We start from the raw sequence: 18,938 nt of genomic DNA on the forward strand, positions 1-18,938 counted from the left end.
CCGGCTCCGGGGGCCGGAAACGTTCCTACGGGGGCGGCGCGGGTCGGGTGCCGACCGGTGCCGCCCCCGTTGCCGTCGGTGCGGGCCTCCCGTCGGTGAGGGGCAGGGGCCTGTCGGTGAGGGGCCTGCCGGTGTGGAACCCGTTGTCAGTGGGCGCCCGCACAATGGAGGGCGAGGCCACGGAACCGGTGGACTCCGGATCCGGAATCAGGGATCAGGACGCGTGACGCACGGAAGGGCGGCGTGACCCATGACCGTATGGGACGACCTCGTCGGGCAGGAGCGGGTGAGCGAGGTGCTCACCGCCGCCGCCCGGGACGCCGACGCCCAGGTCACCGCCGCCGCGGCCGACCAGCCGCCGCCGGAGACGTCGAAGATGACGCACGCCTGGCTCTTCACGGGCCCGCCCGGTGCCGGCCGGAACCAGACGGCGCGGGCCTTCGCCGCGGCCCTCCAGTGCGTGAGCCCCGACCGCGCCCTCGGCGGAGTCCCCGGCTGCGGTTTCTGCGACGGCTGTCACACCGCCCTGATCGGCACCCACGCGGATGTCACCTCGGTCGCCGCCGTCGGCTCGGAGATCCTGGTCAAGGACATGCGCGACACGGTCCGCAAGTCCTACACGTCCCCGGCGACCGGCCGCTGGCAGATCATCCTCGTCGAGGACGCCGAGCGGCTGAACGAGAAGTCGGCCAACGCCGTCCTCAAGGCCGTCGAGGAGCCCGCCCCCCGCACGGTCTGGCTGCTGTGCGCGCCGTCGATCGAGGACGTGCTGCCCACGATCCGCTCCCGCTGCCGTCACCTGAACCTCAGCACCCCCTCGGTGCAGGCGGTCGCCGACATGCTCGTACGGCGCGAGGGCATCGAGCCCGAGGCGGCCGCGGCCGCCGCCCGGGCCACCCAGGGGCATGTCGACCGGGCCCGCCGGCTGGCCACCGACCCGGCCGCCCGGGCGCGCCGTGCCGCCGTGCTGAAGCTGCCGCTGCGGCTGGACGAGATCGGCGCGTGTCTGAAGGCCGCCCAGGAGCTGGTGGACGCGGCGGCCGAGGACGCCAAGCAGCTCGCCGAGGAGACGGACGGCAAGGAGACCGAGGAGCTGAAGGCGGCGCTCGGCGCGTCCGAGGGCGGGCGGCTGCCGCGTGGCACGGCGGGCGTGATGAAGGACCTGGAGGACATGCAGAAGCGCCGTCGTACCCGGACCCAGCGGGACAGCCTCGACGTCGCCCTCACCGACCTCACCGGCTTCTACCGCGACGTTCTCGCCCTCCAGCTGGGTTCCAGGGTCGCGATCGCCAACGGGGACGCCGAGGACGCCCTGGACCGGCTGGCCCGGTCCGGCTCGCCCGAGTCCACGCTGCGCCGGATCGAGGCGATCGCCGCCTGCCGGGACGCCCTCGACCGCAACGTGGCGCCGCTGCTCGCGGTGGAGGCGATGACGATGGCGCTCAGAGCGGGCTGAGCGGGTCAGACGTCCCGTGGTCGACCGGGCCGTGTGGGGCAGACGGCCCGTGGTTGACCGGGCCGTGTGGGGCAGACGGCCCGTGGTTGACCGGGCCGTGTGGGGCAGACGTCCCGTGGTTGACCGGCGTCACCCGTACGAGCCACAACCAACACGCACCGCACGGAGATCATCTCTCAGCGTTACGCTCGATTGATGCACATCAGGCGAACCCTCCGCCGTACCCGGACCCGGACCCGGACTCGCATCAGCGCCCTGACCGCGGGGGCTCTGCTGCCGGCCGCCGCCCTGCTCGTCTCCGCGTGTTCCTCCCCGGAAAGCGCGTCGACATCGACATCGGCCTCGGCCGACATCGCCGAGCTGGCCGCGCTGCCCCGGTCGACCCCGTCCGCGCTGGCGCCGTACTACGACCAGAAGCTCAGCTGGCGCAGCTGCGGCGTCCCCGGCTTCCAGTGCGCCACGATGAAGGCCCCGCTCGACTACGCCAAGCCCGGCGCGGGTGACGTGCGGCTGGCGGTCGCCCGGAAGAAGGCGACCGGCCAGGCCAGGCCGCTCGGTTCGCTGCTGGTCAACCCGGGCGGCCCGGGCGGCTCGGCGGTGGACTACCTCCAGCAGTACGCCGGCATCGGCTACCCCTCCGAGGTGCGGGCGCGGTACGACATGGTCGCGATGGACCCGCGCGGAGTCGCCCGCAGCGAGCCCGTCGAGTGCCTCGACGGACCGCAGATGGACACGTACACCGAGACCGACGTGACGCCCGACGACCGGAAGGAGACGGGCGAACTGGTCGGGGAGTACAAGAAGTTCGCGGAGGCGTGCGGGACGCACTCGGCGGAGCTGCTGCGCCATGTCTCCACCGCCGACTCGGCGCGCGACATGGACATCCTGCGGTCGGTGCTCGGCGATCCGAAACTGAACTACGTGGGGGCGTCGTACGGCACGTTGCTCGGCGCGACCTACGCGGGGCTGTTCCCGGAGCGGGTCGGACGGATGGTCCTGGACGGCGCGATGGACCCCTCCCTGTCCGCGCGGCAGATGAATCTGGAGCAGACGGCGGGGTTCGAGACGGCGTTCCAGTCGTTCGCGAAGGACTGCGCGAAGCGCACGGACTGCCCGCTGGGCCCGAAGGGCAGCTCACCGGCACAGATCGCGGACAACCTCAGTACGTTCTTCCGGAAGCTCGACGCACACCCGATCCCGACCGGCGACGCGGACGGCCGCAAGCTCACCGAGTCCCTCGGCACGACCGGCGTGATCGCGGCGATGTACGACCAGGCGGAGTGGGAACAGCTGCGTGACGCGCTGCACTCGGCGATGAAGGAGAGCGACGGCGCGGGCCTGCTTGCGCTCTCCGACAGCTACTACGAGCGTGATGCCGACGGTCGTTACTCGAACCTGATGTTCGCCAACGCCGCGGTGAACTGCCTTGACCTGCCGCCCGCCTTCACGAGCCCCGAGCAGGTCGAGAAGGCGCTGCCCCAGTTCGAGAAGGCGTCGCCGGTGTTCGGCGCCAACCTGGCGTGGGCCTCGCTGAACTGCACGTACTGGCCGGTGAGGGCCACGGGGGAGCCGCACCGCATCGAGGCGAAGGGCGCCGCCCCGATCGTCGTGGTCGGCACCACCCGTGACCCGGCGACGCCGTACCCCTGGGCCCAGTCCCTGGCCCGCCAGCTCACCTCGGCCCGGCTCCTCACCTACGTCGGCGACGGCCACACCGCATTCGGCCGGGGCAGCGCCTGCATCGACTCGGCGATCGACGCCTACCTCCTCAAGGGCACCCCGCCGGCGAACGGAAAGCGCTGCTCATAGCCCTGCGCACGCCCCGGAAGCCCCGCTGCCGGGGCGTGTCCCGAGCACCCCCGGAAACTGTGTAGACTTACCGACGTCGCTGATCGCACCATAGTGCGGGCGACGCGCCGCCTTAGCTCAGATGGCCAGAGCAACGCACTCGTAATGCGTAGGTCTCGGGTTCGAATCCCGAAGGCGGCTCCACTCAGAACCCCGGTTCGGACTCTTCCGAGCCGGGGTTTTCCCGTTCCGGGAGCTCGGGTCAGAGATCGGTCGGTCCGGAGTTCCTGGATCAGCGGTTCCCGCGGGTGAGGGTGCCCGATTCGGTCGCCGGCTGGGTCAGGTAGCGGCGGACCCGGGCGGGTTCCGGCGGCAGCAGGTCGAAGCGTCTGAGGCGGCGCGGCGCCAGTGCCTCCGCCAGCAGGTCGGCGAAGGCCGGGCGGCCGAGCACCAGCAGCTGGCGTTCGGCCGAGATGTCCCGGAGCTGGGCGATGGCGTCGTCCCACGCCTCGCGCGGGATCTCGTCGGCGCCGGTCCGTCGAGCGGGTCGACGACCACCCGGTGGTCCTGTCCGGCCAGGCCGGTCCGGGCGGACAGCGGGAGGGGGAGCAGCACCCCGGAGTCCAGTCCACGGCGGACGGCCTCCTGGACCCAGATCAGGTTCAGGGTGTCCTTGCGCTCGAGGGCCAGGATCTCGTCCTCCGGTCCGGCGGTTCCGGGGGTGGGACCGGTCCGCGGTGCCAGTACCGCGTAGACCGTGTACGCCAGGCTGAGCAGTGCGACCGCGTTGGTCAGCCAGCGTTCCGGCTCGGCGACGAGGAGGGTCGCGCAGGGGATCGATATCAGTGACAGTCTTGCCGTTTTCGGCGCGTAGGACCACCGCCCGCGTAACCGGCGCAGATGTCTTCGCATGGTCCGTCCCGTTCATGTCCTGCGGTTCATGTCCCGTGGTCCATGTCCTGCGATGACGTGCCGTCGGCATGTGCCGACACGGCGTCATGTGCGAGGCCGGCATGGCTTCATGTGCTGGGATGTCGCGGCTTGCGTGACGTCGTCATGTTCCGTCGTCATGTCCCATTTCCGGTGGGGAGCGCGAATCCCCTCGTTCCGGCAGGCGAATCGAACGAAGGAGAGGCCTTTCGGGTGAGGGAACTTATGGTCGGCGAAAATAGTCGATCAAATCATTGTCAAAGCCGACACAAAGTGGGCCCATGCCCGGAGCTTTAGGGTATCTGAGGCAACATCCTGGTGAACGGTGAGTGTCCCTCGGTCAGGCGCGGGCACCGCCGTCGGCCGGATGGGGTGAGGGCATGGCGCAGCCGAGGCTCGCGGTTGCCGTGGTGACCATGGGGAACCGGCCCGACGAAGTCGACGCCCTGCTCAGGTCCGTCGCCAAGCAGGACCTCACCCCCGACCGCATCGTGGTCGTCGGCAACGGCTGCCGGCTCCCCGAGTTCGCCCGCCGCCTCGACCTGCCCGGCGAGGTCACCACCATCGAGGTCGAGGACAACCTCGGCTGCCCCGGCGGCCGCAACATCGCCCTCGCCCGGCTGCGCGCGTACGGCGACGTGGACGTCGTCGTCGAACTGGACGACGACGGGGTGCTTGTCGACGTCGAGGTGTTCCGGCAGGTCCGGGATCTGTTCGCCGCCGATCCCCGCCTCGGCATCGTCGGCTTCCGCATCGCGGACGAACAGGGCGAGACCCAACAGCGGCACGTGCCCCGCGTCGGCAACGCCGACCCGATGCGCGGGGGTTACGTCACCGGGTTCCTCGGCGGCGGCCACGCCCTGCGCTTGGCGATGCTCACGGAGACCGGCGACTGGCCCGCCGAGTTCTTCTTCGCGCACGAGGAAACCGACCTGGCCTGGCGGGCCGCCGACGCCGGCTGGAAGATCCTCTACGCGCCCGAACTGCTCCTCCAGCACCCCCGGACCTCGCCGGCCCGGCATGCCGTCTACTTCCGGGTGACCGCCCGCAACCGGGTCTGGCTGACCCGACGTCGGCTGCCCCTGCCGCTGATCCCGGTGCACCTGGCCGTGTGGACGCTGATCACCCTCCTGCGGACCCGTTCGACCGGCGGGCTGCGGGCCTGGTTCGGGGGCTTCGTGGAGGGGATGCGCGAACCTGCCGGTGAGCGCCGGCCGATGCGCTGGCGCACGGTCTGGCGGCTCACCCGGCTGGGCCGTCCGCCTGTCATCTGAGTCCGGCGACCGTGCCGGAGACGGGACGAGGCCCCCGGTCGTTCACCTCCGCCGACCGGGACCCTCTCGCGTCCCCGGATCCAGGTCTGCGGCGACACTCCCCCGAGTTGCGCGGTATACACGCGCGCCGTCGGCCCCGATCCGATGTGAAGATCACATCAGGGCTCGCCAACGGATCGCTAACATATGGCCAGCAGTTCTCCCGGAAGTCGCCGGCCGGTTGGCGTGAAGGCGTCGTTCGACTCCGGGAACAGGCCGGAAACCCTGCGGATTCCGGCCCCGGCGGCACGGAGAAGGTGGCGGGAACTCGTCCTCGACGGGATCGAATTCCGCCAGGGGCCAGGTACCGGCGGGCATCCCCGCCGTGCAGCGCGGTCGGCGAGGGCCGTAGGGGAAGGCGATGGGCGGAGTGATGCGGCGGTACGAGCTGCGGTTCGGACTGCTGGGAGCTCCGGTGCTGTATCTCCCCGGCGGCGAGGTCCGGCCCATCGGCAGCCCCAAGGTGCGCGCACTGCTCGCCGCGCTGCTCCTGGAGGCCGGGCGGGCCGTCTCCGTCGAGTCGGTCAAGGACGCGCTGTGGGGCGGGGCGCCCCCGGTGTCCGCACAGGCCTCGCTGCACAACCACGTCACCCGGCTGCGCCGGCTCCTGGACGACCCGGAACGGCTGCGCGCGGTACCGCCCGGGTATCTGCTGCGCGTCGACGACGGCGAGCTGGACGTCGAGGTGTTCGACACGCAGGTGGCGCAGGCGCGCGCGGCGCACGGGCGCGGGGAGTGGGCGCCGGTGCTGAGCGCGTGCGCCGAGGCGCTCGCGCTCTGGCGCGGCAGCCCGCTCGGCGGCCTCCCCACCGAGTTCGGCGGCTACGCCTTCGTGCAGCGCCTGGAGGAGGCACGGCTGCTCCTGCTGGAGTGGCGTTACGACGCGGAGCTCGCCCTCGGCGGGCCGCGACTGGGCGGTGTCGTGCCGGAGTTGGCGGCGCTGGTCGCGGAGTACCCGTTCCGTGAGGCCTACCACCGCCAGCTGATGCTCGCCCTGTACCGCACCGGCCGCCGGGCCGAGGCCCTCGCCGTCCACCGCGACCTGCGCCACCGCCTGATCGAGGAACTCGGCGTCGAGCCGGGAGCGGCGGTACGCGAGGCCCATGTGCAGGTGCTGCGGGGGAGCGGCGGGGCCGGGGAGACCGGCGGCGGGTCATACCCGGGCGTGCACAGCGGTGTGACCGACCCGAGCGTGCAGGGCAGTGGCGTTGCCGATGCGGGGGTGCAGGGCAGTGGTGTGGGCGATGCGGGGGTGCAGGGCAGCGGAGTAAGCCGCCCGGGTGTGCAGGGCAGTGGGGTAGCCGATAGGGGCGGGCCGGACCCGCGGGGTTCGGGCGAGGGTATGCCGGACGCGGGCATGGCACGCGAGGGGGTGCGTGAGGGTGCTGAGGCGGGCGCGGGGGCGTCCTGGCTGGTCGCGCAGTTCCCCGCGTCCCTGACAGGCGCGCCGGCGGACCGTCGACCGACGGGCGAGGGCGCTGACGCCGGTACGGGGTGCGACCCGGATGAGGAGCGGCCCGCCGGTCCCAGTTCTACGCGCGGCGACTCCCCGGCGCCCCGGCCCGCCCAACTTCCCCCGCCCCCGGCCTACTTCACCGGACGCGCCGCCGTCCGTGACGAGCTGGGCGGTGCCCTCGCCGCCGCGGCCGGTCCGGCTGTCGCCGTCGTCAGCGGTATGGCCGGTGTCGGCAAGAGCGCGCTCGCGCTGCATATCGCCCATCACCTGCGGGAACGTTTCCCCGACGGCCAGCTCTACGTCAACCTGCACGGCGCCACCCCGGGCGTACCGCCGCTCGCCCCCGCCCAAGCGCTCGCCGCCCTGTTGCGGGACCTCGGTGCCGACCCCCGGCACATCCCCGAACACCCGGACGCGGCATCCGCGTTGCTGCGCTCCCTGCTCGCGCCTACCCGCACCCTGCTGCTCTTCGACGACGCCGCGAACGCCGCCCAGGTACGACCGCTGCTCCCCGGCGGCCCCGGCTGCGCGGTGATCGTCACCAGCCGTTCGCCGCTCACCGCGCTCGACGGCGCCCGCCGGTTTCCGCTCGGGCCGCTGACCGGCGAGGACAGCGCCGCCCTGCTGCGCACGGTCAGCGGGCGGGCGGAGATCGACGCCGGTCACCCGCTCGTCGGCCTCACCGGCCGGCTGCCGCTCGCCCTGCGGGTGGTCGCCGCCCGGCTGGCCGCGCGCCGTGCCCTCACCCCCGAGGTGCTGGCCGGTCAGCTCGCCGCCACCGAGGGCAGGTTGCAGCACCTCGAGTACGACGACCTGAGCGTCCGGCGCTCCCTCGCCGTCGCGCACGACGCCCTCGCCGCCTCCGACCGGGCACCCGACCGCGACGCCGCCGTCGCCCTGCGCCATATCGGCGCCCTCGACCTGCCCACCTACGGCACCCTGCTGATCGCCCGTCTCACCGGCCTCGACGCGGGCCGCGCCGAGGCCGCCCTGGACCGGCTGGTCGAGGTGGCGCTCCTGGAGGAGACCGCCTACGGCCGCTACACCCCGCACGACCTGGTGCGGGACTTCGCACGGGAGCTGGCCGAGGGAACCGACCGCACCGAGGCCGCACTCACCGCCCTGCGCTGGTTCGCCGCCGTCGCCGAACTCGCCCTCGTCGCCATCCTCGAACCCGGCCTCGAACAGGGCGACCGCCGCCGGCCCACCGCCGCCCAGCCCGCCGAACACCAGTCGTACACGGCCGCCTTGGCCCCCTTCGAGTGCGCCGAGCACGCCTTCGCCTGGGGCGATGTGGAGCTGGAGAACATCGTCGCCTTGGTGGAGCGGTACGCCGACACGGCCGACCCGCGCACCAGCGCCTACCTCTCCACACTGGTCCGGCTGCTCTTCCCCTATGTCCTGCGCGGCGGGCGGGTCGCCGAGATGGAGGTGCTCGGCAGGGCCGGGCTGGCCGCCGCCCGGCGTCTGGACGACGAGGCCGCCGAGGCCTACGCCCTGGGCGACCTCGCCGGGCTGCACTTCCTGACCGGCCGCCAGCGGGAGGCCCTCGCCCTGACCGACCGGGCCCTCGTCATCTGGCGGCGGCTGGACGTGGTGTCCTGGATCCGGCGCTGCCTGAACAACCGGGGGCTGCTCCTCGAGGGGCTTGGACGGTACGACGAGTCGGGCGAGGCGCTGCGGCAGAGCCTGGAGTACTCCCGGCAGCTCAACGACCCCTACGGCGAGGCCGTCACCCACAGCCACCTCGGCAACCTCTACGAGCACACCGACCCCCGCGCCGCCATCGAGCAGCACCGGCGCTCGCTGGCGATCGGGGACGCGATCGGAGCCGTCATCGTGCAGCACTCGGCGCACTGCAACATCGGCTACGCCCATCTCGCCCTGGGCGAACCGGCGGCCGCCGCCCCGCACTTCGAGGAGAGTCTGCGCATCCTCGGCCACCACGGCGACTGGCACGGCGAGTCCCAGACCCGGCTCGGTCTGGTCCGTGCCCTGCGCGGCCTCGGCCGCACCGACCGCGCCCACCACGAGTGCGTCGAACTCCTGCACCGCGCCGACGCCCGCGCCGACCGCTACAGCGGCGGTCTGGCCCGCCACCAGCTCGGTCTCCTCCTGCGAGAGCAGGGGCGCACGAGCGAGGCGCAGGACGTCTGGCGCGCCGCCCTGGCAGCCCTGGACGGCACCGACGAGCCCGAGGTCCTCGTGGAGTTGCGCGAGCTGCTGTCGGCCGCCGACTGATCACTTCGCGTCGGCATAGCACTCCACCACCGCCGTCGTGAACGGAAAGCGGACCGGCGTCTCCCCGAACGTCAGCCGTCCCGCCAGGTCGGCCGCCTCCCGGATCGCCGCCACGACCGCCCCGGTCTCCTCCTCGGGACAGTGCACGATCACCTCGTCGTGCTGGAAGAAGACCAGCTCGGCCGCCAGGTCCGCGCAGGTCCGGCGCAGCGCCGCGAGCATCAGCAGAGCCCAGTCGGCGGCGCTGCCCTGGACGACGAAGTTGCGCGCGAAGCGGCCTCTGGCACGGGAGTTGGTGGAGGCGTAGCCCGGCACCCAGCCGTCGGCCGTCTGCTCCTCCGCTTCCTGCTGGGGCATGCCCGCCTCCTCCGCGCCGTCGCCCGCACCGGCCGCCGGCGGACAGGTCCGGCCCAGCCAGGTCCGCACCAGCCGGCCCTCCTCGCCGGCCCGCGCCGCGTCGTCGACATAGGCCACCGCCTTGGGGAAACGGCGTCTGAGCGCGGCCAGGTTCTTCAGGCCGTCACCGGAGGTCTGGCCGTAGACCGCGCCCAGCACGGCGAGCTTGGCCTGTCCGCGGTCGCCGGAGAAGGCGCGGTCGGAGACGGACTGGTAGAGGTCGGTCTCCCGCCCGGCGACCTCCATCAGCCCGGGGTCCCGGGAGATCGCCGCGAGGACCCGCGGCTCCATCTGGTCGGCGTCGGCGACGACCAGCCGCCAGCCGGGGTCGGCGACCGCGGCCCGCCGGATCACCTTGGGGATCTGCAGCGCGCCACCGCCGTTCGTCACCCAGCGCCCGGTGACCGTGCCGCCCGCCTGGAACTCGGGCCGGAACCGGCCGTCGCGCACCCAGTCCTGGAGCCAGGTCCAGCCGTGCGCCACCCAGATCCGGTACAGCTTCTTGTATTCGAGGAGCGGCTTCACCGCCGGATGGTCGATGTCGGAGAGCTCCCAGCGGCGGGTGGTTTTCACCTTGATCCCGGCCTGGGCGAAGGCCTTGATCACATCGGCCGGCAGATCCGGGCGGACCCGCCTGCCGAACGCGGCCGACACCTCGTCCGCCAGCTCGGCCAGCCGGCGGGGTTCGCCGCCCCCCGCGTACCGCTCGCCGAGCAGTTCGAGCAGCACCTCGCGGTGCACCTCGGCGCTCCAGGGCAGGCCCGCGCGGTTCATCTCGGCGGCGATCAGCATCCCCGCGGACTCCGCGGCCGTCAGCAGCCGCATCCGGTCCGGGCGCTCGGCCCGGTCGTGTCGGCGCTGCTGCTCGGCGTAGACCGCGAGGAGTTCGTCGAGCGTCAGGCGGGCGGTGCCCTGCGGCTCGAACAGCGGCGACTGCGCGCCCGGTACGGCCGAGCGCTGTGGTGGATCGGGTGGTACGGGGCCGCCGCGGAGGCGGGCCAGGGCGGCGGCGGCCGAGTGCGGCTCACCGGACCGTCCCTCGTGGCCCAGCAGGAGTGTCTCGGCGTCCTCGATGTCGTAGCACCGCTCTACTCGCACCCCCGTGGCGAGCAGACGCGGGTAGACCTCGGCGGTCGACCGCCACACCCAGCGCGTGACCTCCGGGCGGTCCCTGACCGCCCCGGCGAGATCGGACTCCCGCCGCACCGGCCCGGCGGGCAGCCCGTCCGGGCCGAGGGGGGCGACATCCACGCCACCGTCCTCGGCCGGAGCGAGAGCCCACCGGTCGGTCATGGTGCGAGTGTGGCACCTGGCACTGACAATGGTCCTGACCTGGGGATTCAGCGTCTCGAAGGACTTTTCAGCCCGCCTCGCCCTCCTTCGCCTCGCCCTCCTTCGGCTCGCCCGCTGCCTCCGCCTCCGCCGCCGCCCCCGCGGCCTCCGCGGCCGCGTTCTTCTGTTCCAGCAGCAGCCCCAGCACCTTGTGCATGTACTCCTCGGACGCGGGCTTGGTGATGCCCAGTTCGCTGAGGACGCCGTCGCCGTTCTCGTGTTCCAGGAGGGCCAGCAGGAGGTGTTCGGTGCCGATGTAGTTGTGGCCGAGGCGCAGGGCCTCGCGGAAGGTGAGCTCGAGGGCCTTCTTGGCCTCCGGGCCGTAGGGGATGAGTTCCGGGACGTTCTCGGCGGCCGGCGGGAGCGCGGCCGTCGCCGCCTGGCGCACGGTGTCCAGCAGGACGCCCTGCGCGACGATCGCCTTCGCCGCGATGCCGTCCGGCTCGGACAGGAGGCCGAGGACCAGGTGCTCGGGTCGGCCCTCGGGGTTGCGTGCAGCGATCGCCTCGTTGTGGGCGGCCATGACCACGTTCTTCGCCCGTGGCGTGTAGCGGCTGAAGCCCTGGCTGGGGTCGAGGTCGGCCGACTCCTTGGGCACGAAGCGCTTCTGGGCCGCCTGCCGGGTCACGCCCATGCTCTTGCCGATCTCGGTCCAGGACGCGCCCGAGCGCCGGGCCTGGTCGACGAAGTGGCCGATCAGATGGTCGGCCACGTCGCCCAGGTGGTCGGCGGCGATCACCGCGTCCTGGAGCTGGTCGAGGGGTTCGGGGTGAACCGTCTTGATCGCCGCGATGAGGTCGTCGAGGCGTACGGATGCCGTGATGTTCGGGTTGGTCGCCATGTGTCAACCGTAGGTTGACAGTGCTAGGGTGTCAACCCTCGGTTGACGCCACGGTTCCGCTGCGGCGGCCGGGCGCCGGACAGTTGTCCACAGGGTGTGGACGGCCGCCGACCGCTGTCGGTGGCGCGTGGCACGATCGAGGTGTGACCAGCAGTGAACCCAGCACCGTCGACCGAGCCTTCCAGACCGCCCTGTACGACGGCACCGACTCCGGCCTCGACACGGGCGCGTCCCTTCTCGCGGCCGATTCCGGCGCGGACGCGGAACTCGCGCGCCGGGGGCGGGAGTTCGTCGCCGCGGCCTGGCGGCGCGGCTGGCAGCCCGCCGACGTTGTACGACTGGTGCGGCGCGAGCTGGACGACCCGCACGTCCGGCTCGCCGCCGGGCTGATCCGGGCCCAGGCGCCGGACGACCGGTCGCGCGGCCCCCGTTGGCGGGCGCAGCTGGACGCGCTGCCGGACGGTCACGCGCGCGCGGGCGACCGTTTCTCGCAGGCCACCGCCGTCCTGGAGCTGTACCGGCTGCTGCTGCGGCTGCCCTCCCTGGAGCCTCTCGACGAGTCCGGACCCCGCGCGGACCCGCACCGGCCGGAGTCCCGCATGCTCACCCGGATCCGCGCGCTGCTCGCCAAGGCCGAGGCGACCGGCTATCCCGAGGAGGCGGAGGCGCTCAGCGCCAAGGCCCAGGAGCTGATGGCCCGGCACAGCGTCGACGAGGCGCTGCTCGCCGCGGGGGCGCCCGCGCCGGATGCGCCCGGAGCCTGCCGGATCGGGGTCGAGCCGCCGTACGAACAGGCCAAGGCGGTGCTGCTGGACGCGGTCGCCACGGCCAACCACTGCCGGGCGGTGTGGAACGAGCCGCTGGCGTTCTCCACGGTCGTCGGTTTCGAGGCGGACCTGGAGGCGGTCGAGCTGCTCTACACCTCGTTGCTGGTGCAGGCCACGCACGCGATGACGAAGGCGGAGGCGGCGCAGCGGGCGGGCGGCCGGAAGCGGACGAAGACCTTCCGTCAGTCCTTCCTGGCGGCGTACGCCCACCGGGTCGGCGACCGGCTGGCGGCCGCCGCGCGGGCGGCCGTCACCGGGACCGAGGCGCCCCAGGACCTGCTCCCGGTCCTGGCCACCAGGGAGATGGCCGTGACCGATCACATGGAGCGGATGTTCCCGGAGACCACCACGACCCGCCTGCGCGGGGTGACCGACGAGGCGGGCTGGACGGAGGGCACGAGAGCGGCGGACCGGGCCCAGGTCCACTCCCGCTCCCCCCTGCCCTAGGCAGACGGGCGGCCCGGACCGACGGGCGGCTCGGATCGACGCGAGGCCTGGGCCGACGCGCGGCCCGGAGCAAGGCGTTGACCCGAGCCGACGTGCGGTCCGGACTGCCGTACGACCCGGACCGGCCAAGCTCAGCCCGGCTGCCCCGGAATTCAGTCTCCCGCCTGCTGGAACGCCCCCACCGTCGCGTTCGGCTTGTCCGCGGAACCCTTGCCCGCCACCGGCCCGTACTTCCACGGGAAGCTCTGCGTCGCGTCGCTCCCCGGCAGGGACACCGTCATCGACGTGGCCGCGAGGCCCGCCTTGTCGCCGTCCTTGGCGCGCACATAACTGATCGAGAACGTCGCGGAGTCGCCCTTGGCGAGCTTGAGCTTGTCGGCCTTCGCGCCCGACAGGGCGGACACCGTCGCCGACGTGCCACCCGCCTTGAGCTTGACGCCGGGAAAGCCGTCCAGTGTGCAGGGTGCGCTCTGGTTCGTGAGGCTCACCGGTACCTCGCCGGTGTCGCCCGCGGCCGGCGCGACGCTGGCGGAGCCGACCTGGACGGAGACCTTGCCCACCTCGCAGGCCGAGCTGTTCTTGCCGCTGGCGCCGGCGTTGCCGTCGTCGCAGGCGGTCAGGGCGAGGGTGGCGGCGAGGGCCGTGACGGTGAGCGGAATGACGCGCATGAGCAGATCCCCATCGAGGTCGTGGCGGTGTCCCAGCATCATCACGCCCCCGCCCGGGTGCCGCGCGCCCGCCCCTGCCCCTGACCGCTTCACGGCGCACTCCGGCCGATCGGCGCGGACCGGTGAAAGTATGTCTCGGTCACCGAATACGCGCCTATTGCCCCTATTTCTCCTACTGTCCGAGGCTCGCCGTCGGCAGCCCCGACGGCAACTTGCCGCCCTCGGCCTTGGTGTAGGTCTCCTCGCCGGTTTTTCCGGACCAGGTGACCTTCATGCCGCTCTTGCTGACCGAGTCGACCATTCCGGTGACCCGGTCCTTGCTGCCGCCCGTGCAGGTGAGGTGGATCATCCGCATCCCGGCCTCCTCGCCGGCGGTTCCGCTGCACACCGACCCGCCGGTCTCGAAGAGCCCGGCGCTCTTGCCGGTGACCACAAGGGCGACGATCTTGCCACCGCTCGTGGTGATCCAGCTGCCCTGCAGCGCGTCGGAGGAGGCCGTGGTGCCGTCCGATCCTGACGTGGCGGTCGCGGCCGCGGACGAGGTGCCGGGCGAGGTGGCCGAGGAGTCACCGCCGGAACTGCCGGAGCCGCCGCTGCTGCACGCGGCCAGCGCGAGCGCGCCCACCAGGCCCGCCGCGGCGGCGGCCACGATCCGCACGGCGGGTCGCGCGCCCGGCCGCCCGGCCGACGCGCCACCCGCCACGACCGAAGTCGTCCCCGTGCGTACCGAAGCCGAAGTCGCAGCCGTCCCCGCGTGCGCCGCAGCCGCAGCCGCAGCTGTACCCGCGTGCGCCGCAGCCGCAGCCGCAGCCGCAGCTGTCCCCGCGTGCGCCGAAGTCGAAGCCGAAGTCGCGGCCCCAGCCGTCTCCGTGTGCGTCGTAGTCGTACTCGCCTCAGCCGTGGTCACCGCAACGCTCCCAAGCTCTAGGGGGGTCGGCCGCCCGGCCGCCCGAACGACAGCGGCAAGCTACCAGGACTCACCAGGAGGACTTGCGGACGCCAGGTAGATATCCGCTGTGAGCCTGCCCCCGCGGAGGCAGCCGCCGCGGCACCCGGGCTCCGCCCAGCAGCAGCGACTGCCGGCCCGGGCGATCAAGAGCGCGCGCGAGATGGCGCCGCTGCCGTACGGAGCCCCCCGCCAGGACGCCCCGCCGGGAACGAGCCGGGAGCCGGGAGCGGGCGGGAACGGCCCGGGCCTACGCGGACCAGTTCCTTCCCGCTCCCGCCCCGTGAGGCCTTCCGGCCGGTCTCGCTCACCGGACCATCACATGGACGCTGGAACACGAGGGGCGCGGTACGCGTCTCTTCCTAGTACATGAGGGGTTCGATCTCGACGGCCGGGCGTGGATGACGGCGTGCACGATCATGGACGGGGGCCGGCGGTCGCATGTCTGGGCAGCTCCGGGGCAGACGCTGGAACGGCTTGGGTAAAGCGGTCGTCAAAGCTGTAACCGCAGGAACACCCCCCGTGCACGTGCATCTGCTCATGCATGTGCACGTGAACAGAGTTATGATCCGGGTCAGTTGACCACTGCATCAATGGCCACATCAGCCAGTTAGTGCACCACCGGGGAGCGACCTGTGAACCTCGACGTTGACGGCGTGTACGGGGGGTTTGACGTGTACAACGGCATGGCTGCGACGCAGCTGGACGGAGTGGCCTGGCAGAAGAGCAGGCACAGCAACTCGCAGGGTTCCTGCGTCGAGTTCGCGCGGTTGCCGGGCGGCGACGTGGCGGTCCGCAACTCGCGCTTCCCGGACGGGCCGGCGCTCGTCTACACGAGGGCGGAGATCGAGGCGATGCTCCTCGGCGTCAAGGACGGGGAGTTCGATCACCTGATAGTGGGCTGACGCCGGGCCCATCAGGAGGAACCCGGCGCATTCGCCGCGGAATGCGCGGTAACGCGCGTAGAAACCCGGCGTCCGAAGACGCCGGGTTTCCTATTCGGCGGACTGGAGCCGGAACAGCGCCCACACCACCTTGCCGCTGAGGGTGCCCGCCAGCGGGTGCCAGCCCCAGCTGTCGCTGAAGGAGTCGACCAGGAACAGCCCGCGGCCGGACTCCGCCGAGAAGTCGTCGGAGTCCCTGGGGGCGGGGGTGCCGTGGCTCGGGTCGCGCACCGCGCACACCAGCCGCTCGGTCCACCGCATCAGGTGCAGCCGGACGGCCGGGGCCTGCGGTGCGGCGGAGCGCTCGGACTCACCGGGCACCGCGTGCCGCAGGGCGTTGGTGACGAGCTCCGAGACGACGAGGCAGATGTCGTCGAAGCGCTCCCCGACATCCCACTGGTCGAGCGTTCTCCGGGTGAACAGCCGGGCCTCGCGCACCGCTTCGTAGCGGGCCGGCAGGGCGCAGGAGGCGGCGTTGGACACGGCCGCGGGATCAAGCGGCGGAAGGCCCTGCCGTAATGGCTTGAGCATGGTCGATCCATTCGTCCCCATGCGAGGCACTCCCGGGAATTCGCGGTCGTTGCGATGCAGCGGTGGCGCGGGACCATGGTTTCGGATGCGCACAGCAGATGCAAGGGCAGATGCACGTGCACGCGACCGAATTGGACCCTCCCGTACCGCTTGTTGGCCATTTTTTCCGCCAACTTGCAGTCGTTGGCTCACTACCTGCTTGCAACTTCCTGTGCTTAAACTTTGGCCGCTTTCCGTTTCCGTAACCGGACGAGTACTGCTCGAAGTGTTTTAGTGGCAGACTGCGGGCCCTGAAGACGGTTGGGGAGGCTGGCGAACGTGAGCGCGGGAGAGCCCGGATCGGTGGTGCGGCGAATGCTGCTCGGCTCGCAACTCAGGCGGCTGCGTGAGGCTCGGGGCATCACCCGCGAGGCCGCGGGGTACTCGATCCGTGCCTCCGAATCCAAGATCAGCCGCATGGAGCTCGGCCGGGTGAGCTTCAAGACGAGGGACGTGGAAGACCTGCTGACGTTGTACGGCATCACCGACGAGGCCGAGCGCGAACAGCTCGTCTCCCTCGCCCGGGAGGCCAACGTGGCGGGGTGGTGGCACAGCTACTCGGACGTCCTGCCGAGCTGGTTCCCCACCTATGTCGGCCTCGAGGGCGCGGCACATCTGATCCGCGCGTACGAGGTGCAGTTCGTGCACGGCCTCCTGCAGACCGAGGAGTACGCGCGCGCCGTGGTGCGGCGCGGCATGAAGGGGGCCAGCGAGGAGGATGTCGAGCGCCGGGTCACCCTGCGCATGGAGCGGCAGAAGTACCTGGTGGCCGAAAACGCCCCCGACTTCCACATCGTCCTCGACGAGGCCGCCCTGCGCCGGCCCTACGGCAGCCGCGAGGTGATGCGCGGTCAGCTGCAGCATCTCGTCGAGATCTCCGAGCGGTCCAACGTGCGGCTCCAGATCATGCCGTTCAGTTTCGGCGGCCACTCCGGCGAGGGCGGCTCCTTCACGATCCTGAGCTTCCCGGAGTCCGACCTGTCCGACGTGGTCTACCTGGAGCAGCTCACCAGCGCCCTCTACCTCGACAAGCGTGAGGACGTCACCCAGTACGAGCAGGCGCTGAAGGAGCTCCAGCAGGACAGCCCCGGACCGGACGAGAGCCGGGACCTGCTGCGCGGGCTGCTCCAGCTGTCGTAGATATATCGGTGCACCGGGGGATTACCCTCGACCCTGCCGGGAGATCACCGAACTGATGTCCCAACTCCCCTGTCACACAAGTACGATGACGCGTGATCAGACCGTGATGTGGATCGGGTGTCTGCATCGACTGCCGACGCAGCAGGGGATCGAGGGATCACATGTCGTCCTATTTCACCGACCTGGCCCAGCAGTACATCGACGGTGAGTGGCGCCCGGGGACCGGTTCCTGGGACATCATCGACTTCAACCCGTACGACGGCGAGAAGCTGGCGTCGATCACCATAGCCGCGGTCGAGGAGATAGATCAGGCCTACCGGGCCGCCGCGCGCGCCCAGAAGCAGTGGGCCGCCACCAACCCCTATGCCCGCCGTGCCGTCTTCGAGAAGGCCCTGCGCCTCATCGAGGAGCGCGAGGCCGAGATCACCGAGGCGATCATCGCCGAGCTCGGCGGCACGCACCTGAAGGCCGGCTTCGAGCTGCACCTCGCCAAGGAGTTCCTGCGCGAGTCGATCCAGTGGTCGCTGCGCCCCGAGGGCAGGATCCTGCCCTCCCCGGTGGACGGCAAGGAGAACCGCGTCTACCGCGTGCCGGTCGGTGTCGTGGGCGTGATCAGCCCCTTCAACTTCCCCTTCCTGCTGTCGATCAAGTCGGTCGCGCCGGCGCTCGCGCTCGGCAACGCCGTGGTCCTCAAGCCGCACCAGAACACCCCGATCGTCGGCGGCACCCTGGTGGCGAAGCTCTTCGAGGACGCGGGCCTGCCGGGCGGCCTGCTCAACGTCGTCGTCACCGACATCGCGGAGATCGGCGACGCCTTCATCGAGCACCCCGTCCCGAAGGTCATCTCCTTCACCGGCTCCGACAAGGTCGGCCGGCACGTGGCCACCGTCTGCGCCTCGCTCTTCAAACGCTCGGTGCTCGAACTGGGCGGCAACAGCGCGATCGTGGTCCTCGACGACGCCGACATCGACTACGCGGTCGACGCGGCGGTCTTCAGCCGCTACGTCCACCAGGGCCAGGTCTGCATGGCGGCCAACCGCGTGCTCGTCGACCGGTCGATCGCCGACGAGTTCACCGAGAAGTTCGTCGCCAAGGTGAAGACCCTCAGGGCCGGTGACCCGCAGGACCCCCGGACCGTCATCGGCCCGCTGATCAACTCCCAGCAGGCGGAGTCGATCTCGGCCACGGTCGAGCAGGCCATCGCCGAGGGCGCCACGGCCCTGGTGCACGGCACGACCACCGACAACCTGGTCGAGCCCTCGGTCCTCACCGACGTCCCGGCCGAGTCCGAACTGCTCCGCCAGGAGGTCTTCGGCCCGGTCGCCTTCCTCATCCCCTTCGACGGCGAGGAGGAGGCCGTACGCATCGTCAACGACACCCCGTACGGCCTCAGCGGCGCCGTCCACACCGGTGACATCGAGCGGGGCGTCTCCTTCGCCAAGCAGATCGACACCGGCATGTTCCACGTCAACGACGGCACGGTCCACGACGAGCCGGTCGTCCCCTTCGGCGGCGAGAAGCACTCCGGCCTCGGCCGCCTGAACGGCGAGACCACGGTGGACTCCTTCACCACCCTGAAGTGGATCTCGGTCCAGCACGGCCGGAGCGGCTTCCCGTTCTGAGATCCGTCCGGCCGCGGCGGG

The 18,938-nt window shown here is 71.8% G+C and carries 14 protein-coding genes and 1 tRNA gene; 9 read left to right on the top strand and 6 right to left on the bottom strand.

The window, feature by feature from the left end; all coding sequences use genetic code 11:
* Positions 1–250: 250 nt before the first annotated feature.
* The 3 genes from ACZ4N4_RS16515 (at position 251) to ACZ4N4_RS16525 (ending at position 3,448) form a co-directional block, all read left to right on the top strand.
* Complete coding sequence (locus ACZ4N4_RS16515; protein WP_453570136.1) at positions 251–1,456, top strand: DNA polymerase III subunit delta'; 1,206 nt, start codon at positions 251–253, stop codon at positions 1,454–1,456.
* 195 nt (positions 1,457–1,651) lie between these two features.
* Positions 1,652–3,265: an alpha/beta hydrolase gene (locus ACZ4N4_RS16520; RefSeq protein WP_467588957.1), complete on the top strand. Its 1,614-nt coding sequence runs from the start codon at positions 1,652–1,654 to the stop codon at positions 3,263–3,265.
* A 106-nt stretch (positions 3,266–3,371) separates the two neighbouring features.
* Positions 3,372–3,448 (top strand) — tRNA-Thr (locus ACZ4N4_RS16525).
* 88 nt (positions 3,449–3,536) lie between these two features.
* Here ACZ4N4_RS16525 and ACZ4N4_RS16530 read toward each other — a convergent pair.
* Complete coding sequence (locus tag ACZ4N4_RS16530) at positions 3,537–3,695, bottom strand: hypothetical protein (protein WP_467588960.1); 159 nt, start codon at positions 3,693–3,695, stop codon at positions 3,537–3,539.
* 859 nt (positions 3,696–4,554) lie between these two features.
* On the opposite strand from ACZ4N4_RS16530, the gene ACZ4N4_RS16535 reads away from it, so the two are divergent.
* Together ACZ4N4_RS16535 and ACZ4N4_RS16540 are read left to right on the top strand one after the other, a co-directional pair.
* On the top strand, positions 4,555–5,448 hold the full coding sequence (locus ACZ4N4_RS16535) for a glycosyltransferase family 2 protein (RefSeq protein WP_467588962.1): 894 nt from the start codon (positions 4,555–4,557) through the stop codon (positions 5,446–5,448).
* A gap of 400 nt (positions 5,449–5,848) precedes the next feature.
* Positions 5,849–9,184, top strand: coding sequence for an AfsR/SARP family transcriptional regulator (locus ACZ4N4_RS16540; protein ID WP_467588965.1), 3,336 nt, complete (start codon positions 5,849–5,851; stop codon positions 9,182–9,184).
* Here ACZ4N4_RS16540 and ACZ4N4_RS16545 read toward each other — a convergent pair whose 3' ends face one another.
* Together ACZ4N4_RS16545 and ACZ4N4_RS16550 are read right to left on the bottom strand one after the other, a co-directional pair.
* Complete coding sequence (locus ACZ4N4_RS16545; protein ID WP_467588968.1) at positions 9,185–10,873, bottom strand: bifunctional 3'-5' exonuclease/DNA polymerase; 1,689 nt, start codon at positions 10,871–10,873, stop codon at positions 9,185–9,187. It abuts the gene before it with no gap.
* A 67-nt stretch (positions 10,874–10,940) separates the two neighbouring features.
* Positions 10,941–11,753 carry a Clp protease N-terminal domain-containing protein gene (locus ACZ4N4_RS16550; protein WP_467588971.1) on the bottom strand — a complete coding sequence of 271 codons (813 nt, stop codon included), beginning with the start codon at positions 11,751–11,753 and terminating at the stop codon, positions 10,941–10,943.
* 143 nt (positions 11,754–11,896) lie between these two features.
* Between ACZ4N4_RS16550 and ACZ4N4_RS16555 the strand changes: the two genes are divergently transcribed.
* Positions 11,897–13,027 carry a DUF2786 domain-containing protein gene (locus tag ACZ4N4_RS16555; protein ID WP_467588974.1) on the top strand — a complete coding sequence of 377 codons (1,131 nt, stop codon included), beginning with the start codon at positions 11,897–11,899 and terminating at the stop codon, positions 13,025–13,027.
* A gap of 152 nt (positions 13,028–13,179) precedes the next feature.
* Here ACZ4N4_RS16555 and ACZ4N4_RS16560 read toward each other — a convergent pair whose 3' ends face one another.
* On the bottom strand, positions 13,180–13,695 hold the full coding sequence (locus ACZ4N4_RS16560) for a DUF4232 domain-containing protein (RefSeq protein WP_467588976.1): 516 nt from the start codon (positions 13,693–13,695) through the stop codon (positions 13,180–13,182).
* Between the two features lie 172 nt (positions 13,696–13,867).
* Positions 13,868–14,398: a hypothetical protein gene (locus ACZ4N4_RS16565; protein WP_453570113.1), complete on the bottom strand. Its 531-nt coding sequence runs from the start codon at positions 14,396–14,398 to the stop codon at positions 13,868–13,870.
* A 929-nt stretch (positions 14,399–15,327) separates the two neighbouring features.
* Between ACZ4N4_RS16565 and ACZ4N4_RS16570 the strand changes: the two genes are divergently transcribed.
* The gene (locus ACZ4N4_RS16570; RefSeq protein WP_453570542.1) at positions 15,328–15,546 is read left to right on the top strand and encodes a DUF397 domain-containing protein; all 219 of its coding nucleotides are present in this window, start codon (positions 15,328–15,330) and stop codon (positions 15,544–15,546) included.
* Positions 15,547–15,636: 90 nt separating this feature from the next.
* Here ACZ4N4_RS16570 and ACZ4N4_RS16575 read toward each other — a convergent pair whose 3' ends face one another.
* Positions 15,637–16,137: an ATP-binding protein gene (locus ACZ4N4_RS16575; RefSeq protein WP_467588978.1), complete on the bottom strand. Its 501-nt coding sequence runs from the start codon at positions 16,135–16,137 to the stop codon at positions 15,637–15,639.
* 333 nt (positions 16,138–16,470) lie between these two features.
* Here ACZ4N4_RS16575 and ACZ4N4_RS16580 point away from each other — a divergent pair, with 333 nt between their 5' ends.
* Entirely contained in the window at positions 16,471–17,295 is an 825-nt protein-coding gene (locus ACZ4N4_RS16580; protein WP_467589134.1) for a helix-turn-helix domain-containing protein, read from the top strand.
* A 161-nt stretch (positions 17,296–17,456) separates the two neighbouring features.
* Positions 17,457–18,917: an aldehyde dehydrogenase family protein gene (locus ACZ4N4_RS16585; RefSeq protein WP_467588981.1), complete on the top strand. Its 1,461-nt coding sequence runs from the start codon at positions 17,457–17,459 to the stop codon at positions 18,915–18,917.
* Positions 18,918–18,938 lie beyond the last annotated feature (21 nt).

It is taken from the genome of Streptomyces sp. NPDC026538 (assembly GCF_055567535.1).

Excerpts from the sequence above, each read along its gene's own strand:
- ACZ4N4_RS16515 (WP_453570136.1), top strand. The coding sequence starts at position 251 with ATGACCGTATGGGACGACCTCGTCGGGCAGGAGCGGGTGAGCGAGGTG.
- ACZ4N4_RS16520 (WP_467588957.1), top strand. The coding sequence starts at position 1,652 with ATGCACATCAGGCGAACCCTCCGCCGTACCCGGACCCGGACCCGGACT.
- ACZ4N4_RS16535 (WP_467588962.1), top strand. The coding sequence starts at position 4,555 with ATGGCGCAGCCGAGGCTCGCGGTTGCCGTGGTGACCATGGGGAACCGG.
- ACZ4N4_RS16540 (WP_467588965.1), top strand. The coding sequence starts at position 5,849 with ATGGGCGGAGTGATGCGGCGGTACGAGCTGCGGTTCGGACTGCTGGGA.
- ACZ4N4_RS16545 (WP_467588968.1), bottom strand. The coding sequence starts at position 10,873 with ATGACCGACCGGTGGGCTCTCGCTCCGGCCGAGGACGGTGGCGTGGAT.
- ACZ4N4_RS16550 (WP_467588971.1), bottom strand. The coding sequence starts at position 11,753 with ATGGCGACCAACCCGAACATCACGGCATCCGTACGCCTCGACGACCTC.
- ACZ4N4_RS16560 (WP_467588976.1), bottom strand. The coding sequence starts at position 13,695 with ATGCGCGTCATTCCGCTCACCGTCACGGCCCTCGCCGCCACCCTCGCC.
- ACZ4N4_RS16570 (WP_453570542.1), top strand. The coding sequence starts at position 15,328 with ATGGCTGCGACGCAGCTGGACGGAGTGGCCTGGCAGAAGAGCAGGCAC.
- ACZ4N4_RS16575 (WP_467588978.1), bottom strand. The coding sequence starts at position 16,137 with ATGGGGACGAATGGATCGACCATGCTCAAGCCATTACGGCAGGGCCTT.
- ACZ4N4_RS16580 (WP_467589134.1), top strand. The coding sequence starts at position 16,471 with ATGCTGCTCGGCTCGCAACTCAGGCGGCTGCGTGAGGCTCGGGGCATC.
- ACZ4N4_RS16585 (WP_467588981.1), top strand. The coding sequence starts at position 17,457 with ATGTCGTCCTATTTCACCGACCTGGCCCAGCAGTACATCGACGGTGAG.